Source organism: Glycomyces endophyticus (assembly GCF_039531525.1).
GTDB lineage: Bacteria > Actinomycetota > Actinomycetes > Mycobacteriales > Micromonosporaceae > Glycomyces > Glycomyces endophyticus.
Genome location: NZ_BAAAQF010000023.1, coordinates 53622 through 78351 on the forward strand (window position 1 = coordinate 53622; position 24730 = coordinate 78351).

14 protein-coding genes are annotated in these 24730 nt (G+C 66.1%); 2 read left to right on the forward strand and 12 right to left on the reverse strand.

Annotation, left to right across the window (positions count from 1 at the left end):
* Positions 1–116: 116 nt before the first annotated feature.
* The 6 genes from ABD419_RS21975 to drmD form a co-directional block, all read right to left on the reverse strand.
* Positions 117–494, reverse strand: a complete 378-nt coding sequence (locus tag ABD419_RS21975) for a hypothetical protein (RefSeq protein WP_344491223.1) — start codon at positions 492–494, stop codon at positions 117–119.
* Positions 491–766: a hypothetical protein gene (locus ABD419_RS21980; RefSeq protein ID WP_344491225.1), complete on the reverse strand. Its 276-nt coding sequence runs from the start codon at positions 764–766 to the stop codon at positions 491–493. The genes ABD419_RS21975 and ABD419_RS21980 overlap by 4 nt, the downstream gene beginning before the upstream one ends.
* Positions 767–1270: 504 nt before the next feature.
* A complete protein-coding gene (locus ABD419_RS21985; RefSeq protein ID WP_344491227.1) occupies positions 1271–1456 on the reverse strand; it encodes a DUF397 domain-containing protein in 186 nt (61 codons plus the stop codon).
* A complete protein-coding gene (locus ABD419_RS21990) occupies positions 1453–2274 on the reverse strand; it encodes a helix-turn-helix domain-containing protein (protein ID WP_344491229.1) in 822 nt (273 codons plus the stop codon). Before ABD419_RS21990 ends, ABD419_RS21985 begins: the two co-directional genes overlap by 4 nt.
* Before the next feature lie 152 nt (positions 2275–2426).
* On the reverse strand, positions 2427–6587 hold the full coding sequence (locus ABD419_RS21995; RefSeq protein ID WP_344491232.1) for an Eco57I restriction-modification methylase domain-containing protein: 4161 nt from the start codon (positions 6585–6587) through the stop codon (positions 2427–2429).
* Entirely contained in the window at positions 6584–9715 is a 3132-nt protein-coding gene (drmD, locus tag ABD419_RS22000) for a DISARM system SNF2-like helicase DrmD (RefSeq protein WP_344491235.1), read from the reverse strand. Before drmD ends, ABD419_RS21995 begins: the two co-directional genes overlap by 4 nt.
* Positions 9716–9943: 228 nt before the next feature.
* Between drmD and ABD419_RS22005 the strand changes: the two genes are divergently transcribed.
* Positions 9944–10249, forward strand: a complete 306-nt coding sequence (locus ABD419_RS22005; protein ID WP_344491238.1) for a hypothetical protein — start codon at positions 9944–9946, stop codon at positions 10247–10249.
* A 138-nt stretch (positions 10250–10387) separates the two neighbouring features.
* Here the strand turns inward: ABD419_RS22005 and ABD419_RS22010 are convergent, their stop codons facing one another.
* From ABD419_RS22010 to ABD419_RS22035, 6 genes are all read right to left on the reverse strand, one after another.
* Entirely contained in the window at positions 10388–11605 is a 1218-nt protein-coding gene (locus ABD419_RS22010) for a hypothetical protein (RefSeq protein WP_344491241.1), read from the reverse strand.
* Positions 11592–14585 carry a DEAD/DEAH box helicase gene (locus ABD419_RS22015; RefSeq protein ID WP_344491244.1) on the reverse strand — a complete coding sequence of 998 codons (2994 nt, stop codon included), beginning with the start codon at positions 14583–14585 and terminating at the stop codon, positions 11592–11594. Before ABD419_RS22015 ends, ABD419_RS22010 begins: the two co-directional genes overlap by 14 nt.
* 9 nt (positions 14586–14594) lie before the next feature.
* Positions 14595–16142 carry a protein kinase family protein gene (locus tag ABD419_RS22020; RefSeq protein ID WP_344491247.1) on the reverse strand — a complete coding sequence of 516 codons (1548 nt, stop codon included), beginning with the start codon at positions 16140–16142 and terminating at the stop codon, positions 14595–14597.
* Positions 16143–16294: 152 nt separating this feature from the next.
* Positions 16295–21109: a DEAD/DEAH box helicase gene (locus ABD419_RS22025; RefSeq protein WP_344491249.1), complete on the reverse strand. Its 4815-nt coding sequence runs from the start codon at positions 21107–21109 to the stop codon at positions 16295–16297.
* Positions 21110–21286: 177 nt separating this feature from the next.
* Complete coding sequence (locus ABD419_RS22030) at positions 21287–21994, reverse strand: LuxR C-terminal-related transcriptional regulator (protein ID WP_344491252.1); 708 nt, start codon at positions 21992–21994, stop codon at positions 21287–21289.
* The gene (locus ABD419_RS22035) at positions 21985–23136 is read right to left on the reverse strand and encodes a histidine kinase (protein WP_344491255.1); all 1152 of its coding nucleotides are present in this window, start codon (positions 23134–23136) and stop codon (positions 21985–21987) included. Before ABD419_RS22035 ends, ABD419_RS22030 begins: the two co-directional genes overlap by 10 nt.
* Positions 23137–23291: 155 nt before the next feature.
* On the opposite strand from ABD419_RS22035, the gene ABD419_RS22040 reads away from it, so the two are divergent.
* The gene (locus ABD419_RS22040; RefSeq protein WP_344491258.1) at positions 23292–24515 is read left to right on the forward strand and encodes a serine hydrolase domain-containing protein; all 1224 of its coding nucleotides are present in this window, start codon (positions 23292–23294) and stop codon (positions 24513–24515) included.
* Positions 24516–24730 lie beyond the last annotated feature (215 nt).

Below are 24730 nucleotides of genomic sequence, written 5' to 3' on the forward strand. Positions count from 1 at the left end.
CGCTCCGTTCTGCCCTGATCCCGCGAATAGCGGATCTGAACATTCTGCCCGACCCCACCGACACGCGGGGCGCCCGTGGCCGACATCGGGCACCCCGCGTGTGGAATGACGCCCGGTCAGGAGACGGGCGGCGTGTCCTGGGCCGACCGCGCCTGTCTGACCACCCCGATGGTGTTGCCGTAGATGACGCGGGCCCACGGGTCGCGGGCGTCGATCCAGCCTTTGCGCCATTCGACCTCGGGCGACGGGCTGAGGCGGCCGAGTCCTTCGATCGTGAGGATCGGGTACGGGTCTTGGATGCCGTCGTCGAGGACCACTCGCGCGGCTTTCGGGTTGCGCTCATCATCCCCGAACACGGTGAAGGTCAGCGTCTTCGCGAACCTGAACTCGCCGAGGCGGTGGCAGAACCGGTCTTCCTCGGTCCTGCCCCGGACTTCCGGCTTCCCGGTGGAAACGGCTCGCAACCGCGACCCCTCGTTGGCGAAGCGGCTCATCGGCGGTTCCTCCCTCGACGCACGGTGTCGGGCACGAGTGCCGCCCCGTACCAGAGCGCGGCGACCTGTTCGATCACGAGCAGGCGGCCCTCGACGTCGAGCAGGCCGGCATGGGCGGGTTCGACCCGCAGGCTCGGATCGGTGTCGAGATCGATCACGATGCCGAAGCGGACGCGTTGGCCGGTGAAGTCGAGGCCGACCGCGTCTCCGCCCAAGGGCCAGCTGACCGTGGCCAGGCTTCCGGCGATGTCGATCTCGCCGAGGAACTCCACGAGTGATTCGTTCAGGGTCTGATGTTGCGGCATGGCCGCCTCCGTTCGATCCTGGAAGGACCGGCGAGAGGAGGCCCACCAATCGGCAGCGCCAATGCCGCCTCCCCTCGCCGAGCCGGTGCGCCCCACCGCGCGCCGACTCGTTGAACGTACGGGAGCCAGGCAGTGTTTCCAAGCCTCTGACCTGGTATTTAATCCGGTGCAGCTCAGCAGTGCAACCCCACGGAAGGCGGTGGAAGACGACGTTGAACGACGGCCGGGATAGGTGTCGATGAGCGACACCTGATCCGAATATCCCTCGGCCGGAGGACGTCTGCGACGAGGAAGCCGGGACTCGCGATTGCGGGTCCCGGCTTCGTAGCGGTTGATGCTGTGTCTTGGCGCTGTTGGCTTCTGCCGCTGGATACCCGAATCGCTCGGGCTGGCCTTGTGGCACCTGCACGGGTTGTCAGCACGGGGAGGTGTCGGGCCATGAGGTTGAACGCGGATGCTTGGCGCTGTGGCTCAGCGCTGAGCGGTCCCAAGCAGGGCGGTGAAGTCGCCCTGGGTAAGCCCGAAGACCGGGGAGTCCTCGGACAGCTTGGAATCGCGAACCTCGAACCCTGACCCAGCGGCGCGAGCCTCAACGCAGTCACTGCTCGTCTGGTCAGCTCCTGAACGACTCGACTTGCGCCACTTCGAAGTTGTCATAGCAGTATGTAGTCCTTGATCGGATCGGCCTTCTTCGCGGAATCGTCGTGGGCGTGCTGGAACGAGACGACCCGCTCGGGCCGCTCGATGTAGCGCGCTCCTTCCAACGATTCTAGATAGACCGTCTTCGGGAACTCCCCTCCCTCGAACTCGAAGATCCGATACGAACGACCCAGCGATCGATGCTTCCCCGCCGCGAACGGCACCACCTTGAAGGTGAACAGCGAGAATTCACGGTCCAGCCGTTTCAGGTGCTCAAGCTGCGCGGCCATGATCTCGGGCCCACCAATATGTTGGCGCAGGGCCGCTTCAGAAGTCACGTAGACGACCTCAGGGAGCCAGTCGCGCTCCATGAACTGTCGCTGACGATCGAGTCGGAACCCAGACCCATCAGACGGGCCGCGGTACTCGGGTTCGACACCGTCTCGGAGAGCCAACATGTACGCCTCGATCTGGAAGAGCCCCGTGATCAGCTCCGTCTCGTAGATCATGATCTTCGAGGCGACCATCTCCATCTGGAGGAAGGTGTAGAAGGCCGAGGGAATGTCGAAGGTATGGAACAGGTCCGGCTTCTCAGACTCCTCGGCGAGGCGGACAAGGTTGCTGGTCTCCTCCGGGCTGAGCTTGTAGATGTGGGCGAAGGTCAGCATGTCGCCCCACCGAACCTGATTGCAGCGAGCGTGTTCGAGGTCGCGGATCTTGGTGACGCTCATCTGAACCTTGTCGGCGACCGCCTTGTGGGTCAGCCCGGCCCGCTTGCGGTACTGCACGAGCAACCGTGCAATCTGGATGATGGTGAGGAAAGCCTTCGCGCTCATGACACGCATAGTGGCAGGAGCACTACATCGGACACAACCCTCGGGTCGCCGTTTCCTCCACGCGGAGAGACGTAACACGCCTACGTAACCACTGTTCTGTCAAGAATCCGACAGTCAGCATGACTACCGCCGGGCGCCAATCGGAAGCGCGATCAGAACAGAGAATCCTGCCCAGGAGTCTCAGGCTTCACCTTGGTGGCCTTGGAGGTCGTCTTCTTGGCGGCCTTGCCCTTGGAGTGCAACCCCTGCTCGACCTCGATGGCGTAACGCCGGTGGTTCTCCTCAAGCAACCGGTCAAGGATCTCCTGCCGAGGCCCAGGGGCGATGGTGTAGCGGGTACCTTGCCGGGTCTCGTAGTGGTCATGAGCCAGTTGAGGAATGAGGTCCTTCCAGCCGTAGCACCGGCAGACCTCCTCATCGATGAGCCGATGAATCTCCCGAAGGTTGAGGATGTCGGGATCAGAGTTAGAGGGATCGTGAACCATGTTGTAGGTGTCGGTGAGTCCAGCCTGCCGAGCAAGCATGAGCTCCCGCCGCTCAAAATCAAGCCGCTCCCCAAGCCCTCGAAGAGCCTCACTCAACACCGGAGAAGGGAGAGTTTCAAACGCATCACTCGGAGCATAATTAGTTCGAGTCTCCAAGGTTGAGCTTCTAACAATCGCCCACAAATAGTGGACCGAGCTCGAAATAAACGCAAATAGACCCCGATCATCGGATGCAAAGACGGCAAGCCTGTGAGCAAATACCTGACCACAAGGAACAATTGCAGGCATCACCACTTTACTAACAAGGGTTAGCACAATAACATCATTCAGGCCAAAGATCGCCCTCTGAAGCCTTGGCTGTCTCTCAGCAAACTGCCACCAGCGGTCCCGATATACCTTTCTATTACTGCGCTCTCTTTCGGGTTTTACAAGCTTCAAGACGCGATCGAAGCAATCCTTGTACGACCGAGCACGTTCTTCACTAAACTCATGAAAGTTAATAACCCAGCGACTCGCCGAACAGTCCGGGCGCTGATTTAGATCTTGACCATTCAGGTATGGAAACAGAATTTCAGAATTCCTGCCATCATTCGAAATCAAGTTCGATGCGCTCTGAGGATCCATTGTAAAACCTAGGCCAAGCACAACCGAACCCTGAAAAACTCGATCCTTGTTCGAGAACAGTCTCTCTGCTTTTCCCTGAACGCGAGATATTTCGTCAAGTGATGAATTGATCCCAAATACCTGAACTCTGTCTAGCCTTCTTTCGGCAGCGTCGCCCAGAGCGGCCCTCGATGCCCAAACCGCACAGTACTCAAGGGCGGCACTCTTCGACGGCCAAGATTCGCTCTTTATACCAGATCGAATTACATACCCATGCTCTGCAATTTGATCAAGTCCAACCTCCCTAGTATCACCTTGCGCAAGGGTGTTAGTGGCAATTAGAGCAACCTGCCCAAACTGGCTGACGATCTTCGCCGCGCGCAAGAGAAAATAAGCCACTAGGTCTGCGTTACCCTTAATACCGCCACCGACATGTCTTACCAGAAAATCACGGTATGCAGACCCATTGGTACCACTAATCTTTTTTCCTCCGAGAAAAGGAGGGTTACCAATTATTGCATCGAATCCACCCTTCTCGAAAACTTCCGGAAATACCAAAGCCCAGTGAATCGGGTCTCGATCGAACGCTCCTACTTGCAAATCAGTCCGAAGCCATCGGGCAAGCCGCTTGTCCAGTTCGACACGGCCTTCATTGGCCTGGTTGCTACCAAGGTTCGCTGCGATCAACCAGGCATCTTCGTTTCCCGCCAGACCGGCGCCGACCAGCAAGTCTCCATACTGGCTCGCCTCAACTGTCAGCATGTTAGCTCTGGCAAACAGCTCTCGCTTGCGCTCCTGGTCCTCGGCGCTCCTGTCGCTGATGTCGGCGATCTCCTTGCGAGTATCGGCTGCCTTCCGCACCAGTTCCCTGATATGAGCGGTGAAATCGAGAATCGTTCCTTCGTGCAGCTTTCGACCTTCAGCCGGATTCAGGTGCATGAATTCCAATTGCTCGATACTCGTGATACCCAGCAGGCTGTCACCGCAGACCAGCTTGTCATCAAGGAAGGTGAACGGGCGATCCTTGTCCATCGAAACCAACCAAAGGGACAGTTTCGCCATCTCGACCGCTGCCGGGTTGATGTCCGCCCCGTACAAGCAGTGCTCGATGATAAGCCTGCGAGCCTCGATCAGGTTCGGGTCTTCGCCTGCCTCATCCGACCGGTCCTCGGCAACAGCACCGCGCGGGTCGCCCTTCGCTCTCCACGCCTCTACCAACCGCTCCGACAGGAACCGGCACGCCGCCACCAGGAACGCGGCCGAGCCCATCGCGATGTCGGCTACCTTCAGCGCCAGGATGTCGTCCGCGTCCTTCAGCACCCAAGTGTCCGTGTCCGCCGTCTGCAACGGCCCCGGTTCGTACACCAGCGGCTCAAGCGCGCCCTGCACAACCTCGTCCGCGAGCTTCCTCGGCGTGTAGTGCGCGCCTGTGTTCCCCCGCAGTTCCGACTCGGTCATGTACAGCGTCTCGGGCAGTACCACCGTCGCCTGTCCACGCAAGTCGGCCCGGATGACCCCATAGAACGGCATGAGTCGCGCCGTCAGCTGCGGGTCGTTCCCGGTGACCGACAACAGGTCCCGCTCAGCCCGCTCCCGCTGCTCAGCATCCATCGGCTCCAGAAGTTTCACGATAGCCTTGGCCGTGCCGATGCCAGACTTGCCGTGCTTCTCGAAGCGCTCGAACAGCACCTCCGCCAGCGTCTCCACATCCCCGCCCGCGCGAGCCCACATCGCCTCAAGGTCACGCAGCGAGACCTCGGCTTCCTTGCTCTCCTTGCCGACGAGCCCCACCACGACCTCGGTGGACCAGCGTCCTTCCCAAGCCAGCAGGCCCTCGTACACGTACCCGATCTGCTCGACACCAAGCCGGTCGAAGTTCAGCGTCCGGTACTCGCCCTTCGGCCTTCGCTTCGGGTCGGCGAGCTGAATGCCGTTGAGGGACTTGGGGGTCTTCTGTTTCCCGGCGCTCATCCACACCGTGGTGACGGACTTCAGCACGTTGTGCAGGGTCCGGTCGTCGATCACGAGCGGCTGCTGCTGGTCGAACAGCCACGGGTACGCCTCGGGGTCGAACAGGGAGCCTCCGTAGGCCGGGATGGAAAGCTCCGCGGTGTCGACACCGCGATGCACGGCGTTGAACAGCGCCAGGAGCCGCAGCCAGGCGCGGTGGCTCTGCTCCAGGAGAGCTTCACTTCCAGAGTCGACGCGCTCTTGAAGTACCTGCGCGGATTCGGCGACGGAGTAGGCCTCGGCGTAGAGCGGGTTGTCGGCCGGGAGGAGGCGGCGTTCCTCGGCGAACAGCAGAAAGACCAGGCGCATCATGACGGTGACCGCGCCGCGATAGGCCTCGTCTGCTTCGACGAGGCGGCGGGTGCCGTCTTCGCCGATGACGGTGATGCCCATGCCGTCGCGTTCCTTCTTGGCCTTGTGGGCGCGGCCGATGGCTTCGACCAGGAGCTCCACCGCGCGGCGGACCTGCACACCGAGGGTCTCGGTGAGCTCTTCTTCGCGGTCGGCGGACTGGTGGAACAGGTTCGGGAGTTGCTGTTCAGTCTGGTAGTCGGTGAAGCGGCGGCGGTTCAGGAGACTGAACAGGGCGCGCAGGACCACCAGGTCGGAGTGGTCGGTGATGGTCATGGTGTCGAAGACGCCGTAGGCGCTCGGTCCGTCGGCGGGTGCGTAGACGAGCGCGAGGAAGCGGCCGTCGGTGGCGAGGCCGAGTTCGGTCTTGTTCGCGGCGCAGAGGCGCAGGAGCCGGTCGATGGGGGTGGCGGCCCAGGTCTCGCCCTTCATGCGCTTGGCGGGGTGGTTGTCGGGCGGGGTGATGAGGCCGATGATGCGGGGCGCGTCGCCGTCGTGGAGGGTGAAGTCGGGGCTGACGGTGGTATCGTGCTGGCCGATGTGGACCGGTTCGATCCCGTCGACCGCCGCACCCGGTTCAGCCGCCCAGTGCAGGCCGTCGCCCCAGCCGAGGAAGTCGGCGAGGAGCGTCTGCGTCCAGGCTCGGCAGCGGGCGGTGTCGCGCGGGTCGTCGGCCCATTCGCCGTGGGCCGCGCGCAGTTCGGCGCGTCGTTCAGGGGTGACGGCGTCGAGGTCGGGCCAGGTCTCGGTGAGCACCGGCAGGGACAGCCAGGGTCCGTCGGTGTCGATGAGCTCGATCCAGTCCTGGTGGACCTGGGTGCGGTCGGAGCCGGTGCGGCGCTTGCGGTTCATGATGCGGCTCAACGGTTGTCCCTCTCAGGTACGACGCACACGATCGCCAGCGGCGTGCGGTGGCCCTTCGGATCGGCGTAGCGGTCGCGGGCGGCGGCGAGTTCGCGTTCGCTCTCGGCTTCGAGCTGTTCCAGACGCTCCGCCCAGTGGCCCTCGTCGCGGCGGGCCTGGTCGAGTTCGAGTTCGGCCAGGCCGAACAGTTCGTCCTCGTTCGTCTTGCGGCCGTGGATGGCCTCTTCGAGGGAGGCGCGGAACTGCCGGTAGGCGAAGCGGATGCGCTCCTGCTCCTCGGCGACGCGCTGCTCCAGTTTCTTCTGGAGGGACTCGTCGCGTTCGGCGGTGCGGCGGGCGAGCGCGTCGCGCAGGCCGCGGTCGACTTCGGGCCAGTGCTCGGACAGGCGCAGTTTGGTTCCCGGTCCGGCCTCGGTCCCCTTGTCGAGGGCCGCTTCGAGGATCAGTCCCGTCCGGGTCAGGTTCTCGCGGCGGAACCGGCCGGTGCGGGCGTCGAGCCAGCCGCCGACGGCCATGATCTCCTGGTGCAGCTGGGTCGAGCCGCCGCCGGTGACGGTGTACTTGGCGTAGGCGGCGACGAACATGTCCTCCAGGTCGTCGGGGCCGACGACGGCCGTCACGCGGTGGAGGTCGACCCGGTCGGAGTCGGCCGCGGCGCGCAGCAGGCGTGACGACATGTCGACCAGCGGGTGCGACAGGTGCGCCAGGACCACGTCGTCACGGCCTTGGGCCACAAGCGGGTCGAAGGTCACCGGGCGCTGGTGCGGCTCCTGTCCTTCGGGGGTGAACGGCGCTACGAGGTTCTTCGTGGCGCGCACCCATTCGCCGGTCATCACCGGGACGTCGAACTCGGTGGCGGGGACGCCATAGACCGTGGGGCGCGGTTTGAGCGGCATCTGGTGGGCCAGGTCGAGCGCCGTGTCCACCACTCGCCGGATGCGTTCGGGGTGGAGGTGGAGTTCGTCGACGCTGTTCTCGTACTGCTCGCCGAGCCGTTCGACCTGCTCGGAGACGTTCGCGGCGGCCTTGACCTCGCCGGCCTTCTTGCCTCGCGCTGTCGCCTGCTGGGCCAGGGTCTCCACGTCGCCGACCGTGGTGTCCCCGGCGAGGCGCCGTTGGAGTCCTTCGGCCAGCACCGGGTTGACCGAGCCGAGGTCGGTCTGCATCTGGCTGACCTTCGCCGCGACGCGGGCCAGGAACTCGATCTCGCCGAGGAACGCGGAGTCGCCCGCGGTCGGGGCGGGCACGAAGTTGTAGACCTCGGGGCTGTGGCGCTGGCCGTAGCGGTCGATGCGCCCGGCGCGCTGTTCGAGCTTGTTGGGGTTGAAGGGGATGTCGTAGTTGACGAGCCGGTGGCAGTGGTTCTGGAGGTCGATGCCCTCGCCGGCGGCGTCGGTGGCGAGGAGGACCCGCACGGGGTGGTCGGCGGGGTCGGCCTGGAACGCGAGCCGGATCTGCTCGCGTTCGTCGATGTCCATGCCGCCGTGGAGCAGTGCGACGCGGTCGCGGCCGAAGCCGCGGGAGTCGAGGAGGTCCTGCAACCAGTGGAGGGTGTCGCGGTACTCGGTGAAGACCACGACCCGCTCGTTGGTCCAGTCGTCACCGGCTTTGCAGACCTCGCCGAGGTACTCGAGGAGGCGGGCGGCCTTGGTGTCGGGCGCGGACAGGTGCTTCCTCGCCCAGTCGTTGATACGGGACAGGAGCTCGTGCTCGGCCGGGTCCAGGCGCTCCTGGTGGGAGGCCGATCGCCGCAGGTGCTCGTCCTCGAAGTCGTAGAGCTCGTCGTCGTCGAGGGTGGCCTCCTCGTCCCACACCTCGTCGTAGAACTCCGGGACCTCGTCGCTGGCGGCGGCCGGGGCGGCGGGCAGTGCGCCGGCGTAGGTCTCGTAAGTGTTGGCGAAGGCCTGCGGGCTCGACAGGAGCCGCTTCTTGAGCAGCAGGGTCACCAGGTCGGCGGCGGCCCGGCCGCGGCGCCCCTTGACGCGGCGGGATCGGCGGGCCTGGGTGAACTCGCTGAACCAGCGGTGCACGTCGATCTCGTCCTCGGCGTATTCGAGCCGCAGGTCCCGGACCTTGCGTTCCGGGAACTCCGGCTTGCCGTCGGACCCGGTGATCGTGGATTTGAGGCGGCGGATCACGACCTCGTCCTGCGCCTGCTGCGAGGGCGCGACGCCGCGGGCGAAGCGGGCCGGGTCGAGGATCTCCAGGAGCGCGGTGAACGACTCCGGGTAGCCGTTGTGCGGGGTGGCCGAGAGGAACAGGCGGTGCGTGAAGTGCTTCGCGAGCTCCCGCATGGTCTTGGTCTGCTGCGAGTCGACGGCGTAGCGCTGCTTCGGGGCGGAGGGGGCGATGTGGTGGGCCTCGTCGAGGATGAGCAGGTCGAAGTACGGGCGCGTGTCCTCCCCCGCGCCGCGCAGCAGTTCGCCGAAGAGCAGTCGCTCGGCCTTGGGGCCGCGCAGCCACGGGAGGCTGACGATCGTGTTGCGGTAGACCTCGAAGGGGTTGGCGCCATTGCCTCGTTCGCGCCGCAGATCGGTGTAGGTCTGGGCGTTGACGATGGTGAACTCCAGACCGAAGAGCTTCCGCATCTCGTCGTGCCATTTGGTGGTGAGCCCGGCCGGGCAGACGATCATGACGCGCTTGGCGCGGTTGCGCAGGATCAGCTCGCTGGCGACCAGGCCGGCCTCGACGGTCTTGCCCAGGCCGACGTCGTCGGCGAGGAGCTGGTTCACGCGCGGGGCCGACAGGGACCGCCACACCGGTTCGAGCTGGTAGAGCTTGATGTCCGCTCCGGAACGGAACGGCGCCTGGAGGTTGCGGGTGTCGGCGCTGGTGAGGGCCGACCAGCGCATGGCGTCGAGGAAGGCGGCGAGCTGCGCGGGCTTGTCGAACCCGTCGCGGGTCACCTCGGGCAGGCCGGAGGACGGCAGCACGCGGCGTCCCGGTTCGAGTTCCCACACGAGCCGCAGCTGCTCCCCGAAGGCGTCGTCGGCGAGGCTGTTCACTTCGACGATCGTGTCCGCGCCGGAAGCGATTACGTCGGCGACCATCCACCTGGACCCGCGCACCTCGACCCGGTCCCCTACCGACGGCACTCCTTCACGCTCCGCGGACTGCTGTGCGGGCATAGAACGGCCTCCCGGTGTCGACGTCTCTGAGCAACTGTCAACCCTGCTCAACGCCCTACGAGACTACCAGCGCCCCACTCATATCGGAGTCCGGCAATGCGATGGCGGCAGCAGACCGACCGGAGGCTTCGAACCGGGCTTTCGACCCATGCGAGTGACGCCGACTCATTTATTGCCTGAAATACACATACAGTGCAAATTTCCAAATCTCGCGTGAGGAGTGCCGCTATGGCCTTTCAAGAGTTCCTGCGACTGCTGGTCGGCTGGCTCGTCGGAGGACCGGCGATGTTCGGCATTCCATTCATGCTCGTCCTGGTCGTCGACAGCGGCGCCCGTCGATGGATGAGGCTTGCACATCCCTTGCCGGCAGCAATCCTCAGCCTCATCGGAACCGGACTCGCCGCCGCCGTCGTCTACGGCTGGGCGGCGTGGCCGATCCAGGTCAATCGAGGGCACTTCGGGTCGCCCGTGCTCATTGCGATCTCGGCCCTGAAGGCCGGATCCGACGCATCCAACCGACCGTACGCGGCCTGATTCCCATCGTCGTCCTTACGTTGCTGCTCTTCGCGACCCTCTTCGCAATGCTCGGCATCACCGCGGTCGACTGGCCCCTGCCTTAAGGTCACCGATCGCCGGCTTCCAGTCCCGTCTGAACGTGTTTCAGGTCGGGCCTCACCGCAGTTCGCGGAGTTGCTCGGCGAGGTGGTGGTGGCCGGACTCGGCGGCGAGATCGGCGAAGCGGCCGAGACCGATCGGGTCGAGTTCGAGCTGCTGGCGGAACAGGGTGAGGCGGGCTTTGGCCTGGTCGGGCTTCGGTGAGCGGGCGGAGGCGAGGTAGACGGCGGCGCGGTCCAGGAGCGCCCTCGTTCGAGCGTGCGGCGAGCCGCACCACAGCTGCAGGATCATCTCGCGGGTCACCTCGTACTGGCCGATCTTCCTGGTCGCCGGCCGGTCCTTGCCTCCGAACGACTTCTCCGGCAGCTCCACCCGCCACACGCCCTGGACCCGCTTGACCGAGGTCCGCGCGCTGAAACCTTGGCGGTCGAGCCATTCGGTGATCCGGTCGCGGTCGAGTCCGCCGACCCCCTGCGCCTCCATCTGCTCAAGCCGCGCGGCCAGGAACGCATGGCTTGTGCAAGCCTCGGAGAGTTCGGGGTCGTGCCTGGTCCCGACTTGCGAGTAGACCAGGCAACGAGGCCGTCCGCCACCCCGCGGCTCGGCGCGAATCACGAACACCGGCAGGTATACCTGCCGATCGGCACCGAGCGCCACGAGGTCCTCCACGCCGCCGGGGAGGTTGAACCGATCGCGGTCGGGCCGCCGGGCGAGGGCTTGGAGCGCGTTCGCGTGCAGGCCGTCCACTGGCCCCACCGGCTGGAACCGGACGCCTTTGTCGGGCCTGGTGAAGCGCTGAAGTTCGTGCGACTCCACGATCGAGACGCTCCTGGTGTCGTAGTACTCGCGGGTCAGGGGCTGTGACGTCAGCGCCTCGAAGTAGAGCACCCTGCGATCGCCTTTCTTGCGCTCGAGGCGTTCTCCTTCCTGGATCGAACGTCGGCCGAGATCGGTCAGCCGATAGCGCCCGCCGTGCTCGACCAGGTGGTCGATTCGGACGAGGAACCGCAGCGCCCGATCGACGAGGATGTCGTCCAGGGAGTAGAAGTCGGCCAGCGCGGCAGCCGTGTCGAGTCCGGCCGTGGCGATCGCCTCCTCCAGGAAGCGGTCGATGAGGTCGTAGGGTCGGCCGAGGGTCACCGTGGCCTGGATCTCGACTCGCCAGAGCGGCAGCAGGCAGGCGAAGATCCTGGTGGGTGTCAGGCCCAGTTCGTGGCGGGCGTGTTCGATGGCCCTCCCGCGCCGATTGGCGAACGTCGACTCACCGCCCGCCATGTGCGCCGCCTTCGCCACGAAGGTCCTTGAGGAGCGCTTCGATCTCCCTATAGGGCCGGATGTCGCCCCTGCTGTTGAGATGCAATTGCAAGTCCTCCATGAGGTCGCGGAATCCAGGGTCGGTGCTGCGGGAGAGGGTGGAGAGGTCGCCGGTGATGATCAGCTGCGAGCGGGCACGGGTGAAAGCCACGTTCACGCGCCGCAGTTCACGCAGGAATCCGACGCGGCCGGCCTTGTTGCTCCGGGTGAACCCGTAGAGGACGACCTCGCGCTCGCCGCCCTGGAAGGCGTCGACGGTGCCGGTGTCGCGTTCGATGGCCTCGGGGTCGGAGATGAGTCTGCGCAGTTTGGCTCTGATCAGTTGCAGTTGCGCACGGTAGGGAACGATGACGCACCAGTCCCCCGGTTGATCGTGGTAGTACGCCGCGAGTCCGGCGAGCATCTCGGCCTCGGCGTCGTTGGCGCTGCCACTCGCCGCCCACCGTTCGCGCACCTTCCCGGGCTGCTCGAATCGCCGATGCGGCGGCAGTCCGGAGGTGTCGATGAGGGTCATCGGGGTCTGCATGAGTGGGTCGCGATGGGGCCGTGCGTGTTCGGTCTGGAGCCGGGACTGGTAGAAGCTGCGGGAGATGAAGTCGGCGAGTACCTCAGGCATCCGGCGCTGTCGGATCAGCGAGACCTGGTTGCTCGGAGGCAGTGCGCCGGTGAGGATCTCCAAAGCACTCTTGGAGAGCATCGTTCGGATCTGGGGATTGCGGAGACCGGCGCCCCAGGCGTCGACCTCGGTGTCGAGAAACGGTGGGAGCTGCTGGTGGTCGCCGACGAGCACGCCTCGGCGGGCGCGGGTGAGCGGAACGAGGACGTCGGTGATACCGATCTGGCCGGCTTCGTCGATCACGGCGAGGTCGAATTCGACTCCTGACAGCTCCGGGCGGGAGGCCGACCCGGTGCAGGTGGCTGCGATGACATCGGCGTAGCGGATGAGTTCGCCGTTCAGCTGGTCCTTGGCGGAGTCGACGGCCGCGTGCCACCTGGTGAGCAGGTCTCTGCGGCCACGCAGGAGCGGGAGTTCGCGTTGCAGCCGTTCGCGTTGCGTGCCGGCCCAGGTGGCCGCCGCGCGCAGATCCGTGTCCTCGACGGCGGGCTGCTCAGGAGGTCGAGGCGGGTGGTCGACTGCGATGAGTCCGCGCAGGGCCGTGCACAGCGCCTCAGCGGCCTTTCGCACCTCGCGCCAATCGCCCTGCCCCTCGCGTTCACACGCCGCGCGCCGCTGCCGTGCCTCGATCACCCCGGCATCGGTTGCGACCGCCTGGTCTCGCGCGGCCGCGGCCTCGGCGTGCAGCGTCTCGAGTTCGTGCAGCTCGGTGTCGATGCGGTCGCCTCGGCCTTCGGCGGAGGATTCCATACGCGCCAGCACGGCGACGACGAAGCGCAGCATCCACCCGATGAGCGGGTTGCCGGCTCTCGCTTCGACTTCGCTCCTCCACGTCGCAGTTCGCTTCTGGCGGGCGCGCACGCGTGCGAGGCGGCCCGAAGCCGACGCGATCTCGCGCTCGCACTGCTCGATCTGCGGTTGGTACGGGGATGCCGCGGCGGCGGTGCGCGCCGCGACCGCCTTGCCGGCGTTCGCCACCAGACCTGCGGCCGCATTCAGCCGGTCGGTCCGGGCGTTGAACTCCGACACCCATGCTTCGGCCGTGGCGAGATGCCCGTAGGGTTCCAGCTTCATCGCCGCCGCGACCCGCACCCGTTCGCGCAGTTCGGCTTCGCGGTTCTCTAGGAGGTATGCGCGACCTTCGGGAGTGACCGCCTCCCGGTAGCCGACGCGGATCACCTCGACATCGTTCGGCAGCGTGGCCAGGACGTTGTCGACCGCCCGGTTCGAATGCGACGAGATCAGCACCTTCTGGCCGAGGTCGTGAACGGCCGACCGGGCCGTCTGGCTGATGGTCCGGGTCTTCCCGGTGCCTGGAGGGCCGTGCACGAGCAGCAGGTCCTCCACGTTGAGCGCCTTCGTGAACGCGAGCCGCTGCTCGGCGTCGAGCGGTTCGTTCGGGGTGAAGGAGCGTCCCGGAATCGGCCTGACCCGGTGGTCGACGACGGTTCGGAGCAGATGCGGGTTCTCGGATCCGCCCGCGCGCAGGAGCTCCACCGATTCGCGCTGAGTCCTGAAGACCGTGGCGTTCGGAGTCTCCCGCAGCTCGCCGACCTGCGGAAGCGCATCCCAATCGATCGGTACGTCGAACTTCACCGTGACGGTGCCGCCGCTGACCCTGGTGACCTGGCCTTTGATGTCGGGCTGTTCAACGTGATGAACGTATTTGCCCTCGCCCAGCTCATGCTCGCCCGCCATGTCGAACCGGTACACCGAGTGGAGGCCGAAGCGCTGCTCGCCGGTGGAGTGCTTGGCGCGGTACAGGGCAGCGCTGGACTTCTCGGTCTGGTTCCGGCTGATCGTCTCAGTGGCGTCGATCATCTCGTCGAGCATGTCGAGGAACCCCGTCTGGTGCGAGGTCAGCGGCGCTGACCCGCGTGCAGCGGCCCGCTCGGCTTCCAACTGCTTCCACGCGTACGCGATCTCCCTCGCATAGGCCGCCGAACCGTGAGGGATCTGCGGCGGGCTGGGCACCGCCGTCCAACCGGGTGCCCGCAGTTTGAGGCAGCTTTCAGCGAGGCGCTGATGATCGTCGTGTCTCAGGGACGCCACGAACGCGATCATGTAGGCGTCCCGATCCCGGGTGAGGAACAAACGGATCTTGTAATCGGGGGTGTAGGCGAACCATCCCCAGTCCTGGCCCTGCTTCGGTGCGGGAACGGTCGCCGGGATCCCGCTGCCGTTGTTGAGCTCGACGAGCTTCCGGAGGACCTGTCCGACATCGCCGGGCATTCGCGGGTCGTCGCGGGCGGCCGTACGGAGTTTCCCTGGGAGGTTCTTGCCGGGGACCAGAACGATCGGGCGCGGGAGCATGAGCGTACGCAAGCGGTCTCCTTATGCGAGTTCGTCGGCGACTGCGCGGAACGCGTCGCCGAGGGCGGGAGCGGTGGGCCGGTCGGCGGGCCGGGCGGAGAGTGCGCTGTCGACCGCGTCGGCGAGCTTCCCGGGTGCATCCGGAGCTTGCGTACGCAATGGTGGTGCGGCGACGCCGGGCGGCGGGTGTCCGGCCGCGAGGTGGTAGGTGAGCGCGGCGATCTGATACACGTCGGTGGACGGACCCGGCGGTGCGTCACTTCGGCGCCGCTGCTCCGGGGCGGCGTAGGAGCTCTGTGTCTCACCGTGGGCGGGTGCGTTACCGGTCTTACCGAGATCTCGCAGCACCAGCCGCCGGGCCTCTGCCAGGAGTATGCCTTCGAGCGTGAGATCGCGGTGGCTGAGTCCGCGCTGGTGCAGCATTCCGAGCGCATCGCACAGACCGGCGAGACCGGCGAGGAGTTCGGCGAGCGCCCATTCGCTCAGTGGTCGCCCATCATCTGGGGCGAGGCCGTCGAGTCCATCGCAGGGGGCGGTGCCGCGCCGCTGCGTCGGCCATGCGAGTGCCGAAGTCATCGTGGTGCCGTCGGTCTCGAGCTGGACGGCTTTCGGAAACGCCCGAGCGGCTCCGCGTTCAGAGCCGATCTCGGCCAGGAGTTCGTGCTCACGCCGCAGCCCGCTCTCGGCCGCGCGGGCCATGAGCCCAGGTCGCAGCCGTTTGAGCTGCCGGAGCCATACGAAGCGGGCGCCCCGGTCCCGGGTCGGAGCAAGCCGTTGTGCGAGAGCAGTGCTGAGTCGGAGGGAACTGTCCGGTGCGATCCGCTCGGCGGTCTGCCGGTCGTAGAGCAGATAGCGCTCCTGGCCGGCGGTGATCTCGGCCCCTGGGGTCCAGGTCTCGAGTGGTGGCGGTGGATGGGCGATCTGCACGGGCGGAAACAGATCGTCCGGCTCGACACCGAGATCCCCGGCCGGAAGAGTCGGTGATGCCGGCAGCTGGGATCCGTGTGAATACCGCTTCTCGAACTCGTCGAAGCGGTCGATGAGGTGCGTCTGCCCGGCTTCGATGTCCGCCAGTGATTCGAGGATGCCTCCAGTGCGCCCCTCCAGGGCGGCGAACTCGTCGCGGAGGTGGTCGTGCAGTTCGTCGGCGGCGCTGCCCAGGGCCGCTTCGAACCCGTCGACGCGCTCGATGAACTGCACGACCTCGGCGAGCAGGCGTCCGGCATCGGCGTCGCCGCGATCCAGTCGCGTCGCGATCTCGGTCTGGATCGTCTGCTGGATGAGTTGAGGGAGATCGGTGTCTAGAGTCCCGGCGCGCTGCCCGCGGATGCGATCAGCACTGCGTTGCAGCAGTGTCACGAGCTGGCCTCCGCCGACACCGCCGATGACCCCGGCGGCCGCGAGTGCGATCGGGGCCGAACCAGCGGCGGCGGCGATGACCGGCGCGAGGGCTGCGGCCCCGATGACGGCGACGAGGGTGTTCGAGGTCGCGGTTCGGAGCCGCGTCGACCTGGCCTTGACGGCGCGAACGATTTCATCTCGGGATTCCTGGGGCGGAATCGAGTTCATGGGGCGACTGCCCTTCGATGAGGGGGCGTGCAGTAGTGGGGATATTACCGACTTCCATCGAATCGGGCGTCCCTCGAACGTGTCGCATGCCGGACACGCATCCCAGAGCGCGGGCTTCTGGCACAGTTCGGTTCGTTCACAATGAGCTCAGGTCATTGATCGGGCAATACCTCCAGCGGCGGGAGGGCGTCCACTATCGCCGTGGTCTCCAGGCTGACGGTCACGATGCGCTTGAGCAAGTCGATGATGTAGCGCGGGTCGTCAGACCAGTCGTTGGGGTCGTTGACTATGCCGCTGGCCTTGTCGGTGCGGACGTAGTAGCGGTCCATGATCCACTCGACGGCCGATCGGGAGCCGATCTGGTAGCGGTAGGCGGCTTCCGGGATGTCGGTGAGCGTGACGTGGGGGTTGTAGACGATCCGGGTGCGGTCCTGTCTGGATGCGAATCGCATCTTGCGGTCAACGCGGTAGAGGTCCGCCGGGTCGGTCGTCTTGGTTTGGCCAACGATCTCTCGGATGCCGGGGTACGGCTCGACCGATTCGTAGGCGAGGTGCAGCCGCATGAGCCGGCTGCCCGAACGGGCAAATTCATGGAACTGCGCGACTTTGGGGATTCGCGGTAGCGACTTCTTCAGATCCGCTTCGAACTCCGACCGGTACTCCGGCGAGTGCAGGATGCCGTAGGCGTAGTGGAAGATGTCGTCCTTCGAGATCGAGTCGTCTCGGTAGGTCTCCCGGTAGTCCCTGAGGGCGGTGTCCGTGATGTTGTCCGATCGTTCGTAACCCCCGATTGCATTGCCAAAGGCCAGAGAATCGGGACCGACACGGTGATAGGCGTAGCGAGCGAAGAGCGGTCCGACGCTCATGGTTCCTACGGCGTGCAGGTCCGGGACACTGTCGATCGCAAGCACTGAGAACGGCTCTTCAGAACCGGTACCAGTCGTATAGAAACCCACATTGCCGAGGTCGGGTTCGGGGAACACTCGTTCCAGCTGGTAGACACAGTCGCTGGTCTCAGTCGTGAGGTAGACATGCTGTTTCACAAATGGGCGGTAGGTCGCTTCAAAGACCCTATGCTCGTTGAACCGTAGCCGCACACCTCTTAGCAGTCTTCTCCGATCCGCCCTGTTCCAACTGAATTGACTCCCGGTAGCGGCGAAGAGCTGGTCTCCCACCGCGGCGTCTCCCTTGAAGGATTCCAGTCGCTCCACTCGATCGTTGTAGAAGTCGATCATCGTTTGCACGCTATGTCTCAGCGAGGGGTCGGTGAAGCTGTACACCCATGCGTCCCGCCCCGTCTTGAGTCCGCAGGTATGCGTTTCGAAGATCGGCATCGACAGAGTCTTGCCGGTCTTGTCGCCCAGGGCACGGAAGCTCTGAAACCGCTTGTCTCGTACGTTGATCCAGTCTCCGTCCGCTTCTGCGTCGAGTTGCTGCCACCCGAAGGCGTCCAGACCCTGCGCCCGAATGAGATCGGTTCCATTCGCCACGATCTCCAGTTTGCGCTTCCGGTCGTGGTAGTCGCCGATGTCCCGGTAGTAGAGATGGCAGACTTCCTTTCCGGCCGCGCTGCCGCCCTTGACAAGCAGGAGCACGGCAACCCCTGCCCGGCTGTTGGAACCGAAGATCTTGCCGCCCTCCTTCCTCGAAAGTTCGCCGGCGGTTCGCTGGTTGCCTCGGAGATTGAGGCAGTAGATCGCGTCGAATTCCTCGGTGAGGGCGCGGCGCAGGCCAGCTGCGGTGTTCCCGTCGATGAACCCGTTGTTCACGACGAGGCAGATCACGCCATCGTCCTCGATCCGGTCACTCGCCCAGCGGAGTGCTCGCACATACGTGTCGTAGAGCGAGTTCTTGTTCGTAGCGGTCGACTTGGCCGCATAGGTCTCGCGGATGCGACGGTCGAGGCTGGTGTACTTCAGGTTCTGGTTGCCGTCGTTCTCGCTGTTCTGTCCGACCGAGTACGGCGGATTGCCGGTGATGGCGATGATCCGCGAACTCTGCTGGCGCACCGCGCGCTTGGTGTTACCTCCGAGCACATCGTCCGCGGCTTCAGTCGCTCCCTCGTAGAGTTGGAACGTGTCGGTCAGGACGATGCCATCGAACGGCTGGTACGCAGCCTCCTCGGACCTGCTGTGGAACGCCTCCTCGATGTTGACGGCGGCGATGTAATAGGCGAGCGGGACGATCTCGTTCGCGTGGAGCTCACTGCCGTACTTCCTTTCGAGATCCTCGGGGCGGATGAGGTCCGATTGCAGGAGCCGGACGAGGAAGGATCCAGTGCCCACGAACGGGTCGATCACCTGCACCCCTTCATCGCTCAGCGAGGCACCGAGGTACTTCCGCAGCGCTTGATCGGTGAGATGAAGGGCGAAGTCGACGACTTCGACCGGGGTGTACACGATGCCGAGCCTGTCTGAGACCTGGGGCATGGCGTTCTTGAAGAACTGCTCGTACAGCTCGAGAAGGATCTTCTGCCGCCCCGCAGGGTTGTCGATGCCCTCGATGCGGACTCGGATCTGCTCGTAGAACCGTTTGAGTTCGTCTCGCTCCGTGTCCAGTGCCTGATCACCGAGTGCTTCGAGCACCGTGTCCATTGCTTTCGAGACCGGGTTGTACTCGGCGAACTCGTACCGTTCGAATAGCGCGTCGAAGACCGGCTTCGTGATCAAGTGCTGCGCGAGCATCTCGACAGCATCGTGCTCTGAGATGGAGGGGTTGAGGTTCGAACGCAAGGCTGCAACGAATGTGTTGAACACGACTCGTTTGCCCGGGAGCTCGACGGCGGTGTTGATGCGGGCCATGTGGTCGCCCGCAATGTCCGCTATCTTCTTGGCCCACTCCTTCCAGTAGACCCGTGTGCCGACCTTCTGCACGATTCGCGCGTAGATGGCGTCGCGCCAGTCCTCGACCGATGCCATGCCGCTGCGGGCGGCCTGCACGAGGTTCCCAAGGTCGCTCGGGTCGTCGTCGGCGGCAATGTGCCCAGCGAGAATCCGATCAGAGCGGGACTTGTTGAGGCCGATCCGGTTGATTTCGGCGTTGAATCGATCGTCATGCGAGCGAAGGGCATTGAGAACCTGCCATACGGCCTTGTAGCGCTCGTTGTCATCGAGGGCCTCGTTCGGAGGTACGCCTTCCGGAATGGCGACGGGGAGGATGATGTAGCCGTAATCCTTGCCAGGAGCCCGCCGCATTACACGTCCCACGGCTTGGATGATGTCGATGATCGAGTTGCGCGGGTGGAGAAACAGCACCGCGTCGAGCGCCGGCACGTCGACACCCTCGGACAGGCATCGGGCGTTGGAAAGGATGCGAGCCGTGCGTTCACCGGGTTCGGCCTTCAGCCATTCGAGGGCTCTGCCGCGCTCCAGGGCGTTCATCGTTCCGTCGACGTGCTCGACCTCGCAGCGCAGGCTCTCCTCGGCGGTTCCGCCGAGTCGCTCCGTCACCTGCGAGAAGACTTCGGCCAGGTGCTTTGACGCGGCGATGTTCTGCGCGAAGGCGACGGCACGCCGCATGGGCGCCTCGCCGGGGCGGAATCCGCTCTCTGCGATCGAGGGCCCGAGGCGCTTGGACAGCCCGTTCCAGACTCCGATCACCTTGGCGGCGTCGGCCACGTTGAGTTCCATGTTGTCGTCGGCGAGTTCCACCTGCAAGGTGGTGGCCGCATAACGCGTATCGACGCCCAGCACCATGACCTTGTAGTCCGCGAGCAGACCGGCCTCGACCGCCTTACCGAAGCCCAACTCATGGAACTCGGGCCCGAACCTCGCCTCGTCGTCCATCGAGCAGAGCTCGACGCTCGCCCGCTGGGCGTCCGCTTTGGCGGGCTCGGTGAAGATCCGCGGCGTAGCGGTCATGTACAGGCGCCGCTCGGCGGCGATGTACTGCGGGTCGTGGATCCGGGTGAAGCTGGACTCGTCCCGCCCGGCGAGCATTGCGCCGGTGGTGCGGTGCGCCTCGTCGCAGACGACGAGGTCGAAGGCGTCCAGACCTGAAGCCTGAGCATCGGCGATGACGGGCAGGGACTGGTAGGTGCAGAAGACCGCGGTCATTCCGGGCCCGTAGTCGCCACCGCGGACCCGATCGGCGAGCTTTACCGCGTTCGTGGTGGCGGGCAGGGCGAGGTCGTGCACCGCCTGGTCGCCGGAGTCGGAGAGCTTGGACTGCTTCGAGACCTTCGGGTCTGAACACACCGCGAAGGGCCGCAGAGCGGATTCGGCCTCGGTGACCCACTCGCGCATGGTCTGGGACAGCAGGGCGATCGACGGCACCAGGATCAGCACGCTGATGGGATCCTCATGTGCGGAGGCGAGCCGTTCGGCGATCTTGAGCGAGGTCAGGGTCTTGCCGGTGCCGCAGGCCATGGTCAGACGGCCTCTGTCGTGCGTCTCGAACCCGGCGAGCACGGCTTCGATCGCTTCGTCCTGGTGCGGCATGGGCGCCTTCTTGGCGCGCAGATAGCGCGGCCCGAGACGCTCCCCGGCGGCCCACGCGTGCTCGGAGGCGACCTCGCTCCAGTCGATCGGGCTCGTGTCGAGCTGAGACATGCCGACCCTGGTCACCTCGACCTGCTGGTCCGCAAGGGCGGCCTCGGCGTTCGGGCCCCATTTGTCGGTGCTCGACACGATGATCCGTCGGTTGATGCCCTTCTTACCCGAGGCGGTGAAGAAGGAGTCGATGTCGGCTTTGCGGATCACCTTGTCCGGCTCGTAGAACTTGCACTGAATCGCGCAGAACGCTTCGGATCCGACCTCTCGCGCCACGAGATCGATGCCGGTATCGGTGGCATTGCCCTCGGCGAGGGGCGAGTCGGCCCACATCCACACCTCGGAGAACTGCTGCCGCCATTGCGGATCAGTGCGGAAGAAGGCGAGCATGAGCTGCTCGAAACGTCTGCCTCGTTCCGCATTGGTCTGCGACGCGACTCGAATGTGGTCGAGGATGTCCCGAACGCTTCCGGTCATGACGCTGCCTCCCTTGGGAAGGAACGGCGTCAGACTTACCCCCACTTTGCGTAACGCCCTCACTACATGAAGGACGTTAGCGTATCCGCACTCTCTGTACAACCCTCAGAACAGCACTGGGCCTATGGAGGGCGTTTGAGGGCCCTCGACCAGATCAACGAAGCGTCTCCGCCGGGGTCATCGTGAACCAGGTCGGTACCGGTCCCCGTTCTGCACTCCTGCCGGCCGGTCCCCGGTTCGTGGGGTGCCGTGGTGGCGGAGGTGGGCCAGGACCGCGAGTACTCGGCGATGGCCGCTGTCTTCGGGAGACAGGTCGAGCTTGAGGAAGATGTTGCCGATGTGCTTGTGGACGGCGTTGTCGGTGATGAAGAGGCGGGCGGCGATGGTGGTGTTGTCGAGGCCCTCGGCCATGAGGGCGAGGACTTCGCGTTCGCGCGGGGTGAGGGTGTCGACGGGGTCGCCTTGGGCGAGGAGCTGGGCGATGACCTCGGGGTCCATGACGGTGCCGCCGTCGGCGACGCGGCGGAGGGCGTCGGTGAACTCGGTGACGCGGCTGACGCGGTCCTTGAGCAGGTAGCCGATACCGCCGCGGGTGTCGGCGAGGAGGCGGGTCGCGTACGCGTGCTCGACGTACTGCGACAGGACCAGGATCGGCAGGGCGGGGTGATCGCGGCGGGCCTGCAGGGCCGCCCGGATGCCTTCGTCGCGGAAGCCGGGCGGCAGACGTACGTCCACTATGGTCACGTCGGGTCGGTGGGCCTCCACGGCGGCGAGGAAGCCGGGGGCGTCGGTCGCGACGGCGGCGACCTCGAAACCCTTGGTGCCGAGCAGGAGTTCGAGCCCGGACGAGAGCAGGACGTTGTCCTCGGCGATGACTACGCGCACGGCAGCGCCACCGTGATGACGGTCGGTCCGCCGGGCGGACTGCTGACGTCCATGCTGCCGTCGAGGGCGGCAACGCGGCGGCGCATGCCGTCGAGGCCCGAGCCGCGGGAGGGGTCCGCGCCGCCGTTGCCGTTGTCGGTGATCCGGGTGCGCAGGAGCGCACCGTCGAGTTCGACGTGAATGGCGGCGTCGGTGGCGCCGCTGTGCCGGGCGATGTTCGCGAGCGCCTCGGTGACGGCGAAATAGGCGACGGCCTCGACCGCGGCGGGGATCTCGCCGAGGGGCCCGACGTCGAGGCGCGTCGGCACCCCGGCCCGGGCGGTGACGGCGGTGAGGGCGCCCGGGAGTCCCTGGTCGGCCAGCACCGGCGGGTAGATGGTGTGGACGACCGAGCGCAGCTCGGTCATCGCCTCCTCGGTCTCGGCATGGGCCTGACGCACCAGGCCGGCGGCCGCGTCCGGGTCGCGCGCGTAGGCGTCGCCGGCGACGGCGAGCCGCATCGCGATGGACACGAGCCGGGCCTGGGTGCCGTCGTGCAGGTCGCGTTCGATCCGGCGTAGTTCCGCGCTGTGCGCCTGGAGGACGTCGGCGCGCGTACGGGTGAGCTCGGTGACCCGCTCTACCAGGTGCTCCGCAGGCGAGGGGGCCAAGACCGCGAGGCAGCAGCGGGCGTGCACCCCGGCGAGCGGCGGGATCGCGGCGAGGGTGAGCACCGACAGGACGATCAGGTTCACCGCGCCGAGCGAGAGCGCCGCGCCCCAGCCGGTGATCGGATCGCTGATCACCGGCATCCACGGCGGGTCCGGAAAGGCCCACCACAGCCCCGCGACGGCGAGGGTGACCAGCAGGCAGGTCGAGAGCAGCAGGACGAACGCGCCCAAGGGAAGACCGATGAGCACGTGGGTCGCGAGCCATGTGAGGTTGCGGCCGGTGGCGCGCCGGCGCGGTTCGACGCTCCGTGCCGTCAGCGTGCCCGCGCCGCGGCGGTGCCGCTCGGTCCACGCCTGCCCCAGCGACGGGACGCAGAGGACGGGAGCGGCGGCGACGGTGACCAGCGCGCTGACCATGACGCCGAGCAGATAGCGCCCGCCGCGCACCGTCGCCCGTGTGCGGCCGCGGGCCGCGTCCAATGCGCTGCGCACCGATCGCTCCTCTCTCGTGGGTGAGCGGCACGGGGTCATGCCGCGCGGTTCACCCTATGCACCGGGCGGGCGCTTGGCACTACAGGTGGCTGTAGCTCGTGGACGGGAGTCCGCCGTAGCGACTCGCAGCGCTTGACGCGCTTAGCGTTCGGGGCATGAAAACGAACGAAACGACCACTGGTCCGGGGCCTCGACGCAGGCTCCTGCTCGCCGGCGGTGTGCTCGCCCTCGCCGCCGTGGGCGTCACCGCCGCCGTCCACTTTCAGGACGATGAGCCGCGCGGCGACACCGCGAACGAGTACGGGGCGGAGGACCTGCTCCGCGATGCGGAGGCCATCGAGGCGCTGGGCGTCGTCGGGGTGCAGGCGCGGGTGAGCGACGAGACCGGGCCGGATCTGACCGCTGTCAGCGGCGTCGCCGAATTCGGCACGGACCGGCCCGTGCCCGAGGACGGCTACTTCAGGATCGCCAGCACCGGGAAGTCGCTCGTGGCGACCGTGGTGCTGCAGTTGGTCGGCGAAGGGGCCCTGTCGCTCGACGACACCGTGGACCGGTGGCTGCCGGGTGTGGTGGACGGCAACGGCAACGACGGGCGGCTCGTCACCGTCCGCCAGCTCCTCCAGCACACCAGCGGCATTCACGACGACCTGCCCGGTTACGCCGACCATGCGGACTACCTGGAGCGCCGGTACGACGTCTACACGCCCGAGCAGATCATCGAGCGGGCGATGGCGCACGCGCCCGACTTCGAGCCCGGGACCGGCTGGGGCTACTCCAACACCGGCTACGTCCTGCTCGACATGATCATCGAGGAGGCCACCGGCCGCCCGTGGCACCAGGAGGTCCAGACCCGGATCCTCGATCCACTGGGCATGGACCGCACCTATCTCCCCGGCGGCGACCCCACACCGCGCAGCCCGCACGCGAGGGCCTACGAACGCTATCCCTCCGGCGAGCGAGCCGACGTCACCGAGGTGATCGTCCCCGACCCGGGCGGCTACGTCTCCACCACCGCGGACGTCAACCGCTTCTTCCAGGGCCTGCTCGGCGGCGTGCTCCTCGACGAGGCGATGCTGGCCGAGATGCGGGACACCGTCCCGGTCGGCGAGGAGATGGAGGCGTACTGGCCGGGTGCGGGTTACGGCCTCGGCCTGATGAACCGTCCCCTGTCCTGCGGCGGGAGCTACTGGGGCCACGAAGGAGGCGAGAGCGGCTACATCACACTCAACGGCGTCACCGACGACGGCGGCCGCGCCGCTACCGTCTCCATGTCCACCGCCCTCGCCGACTCACCCGACAGCGCCCTCCAGCAGGAGCAGGCCGCCAGTGCGCTCATCGACCACGCGCTGTGCGCCACTTCCGGACAGGACCGCCGCTGACGCCTTCGGCGGGCTCAGATCGCCGTTCTCGGTCCCCGATCTCGTCCGCGCCTCCGCCTTCCAGACGTCCCCCGCGGATCCAGTTCGGGCCGTGTCCAGTGGTGGTGAAGGGTTCATAGGATGCGGCGGTGGTCGGACGAGGTGAGGGGGCCTTCGATGGGTGAGGGCGGGAGCGGGTCGCAGGAGCCGCATTGGCACGAGTACCCGGTCGGGAT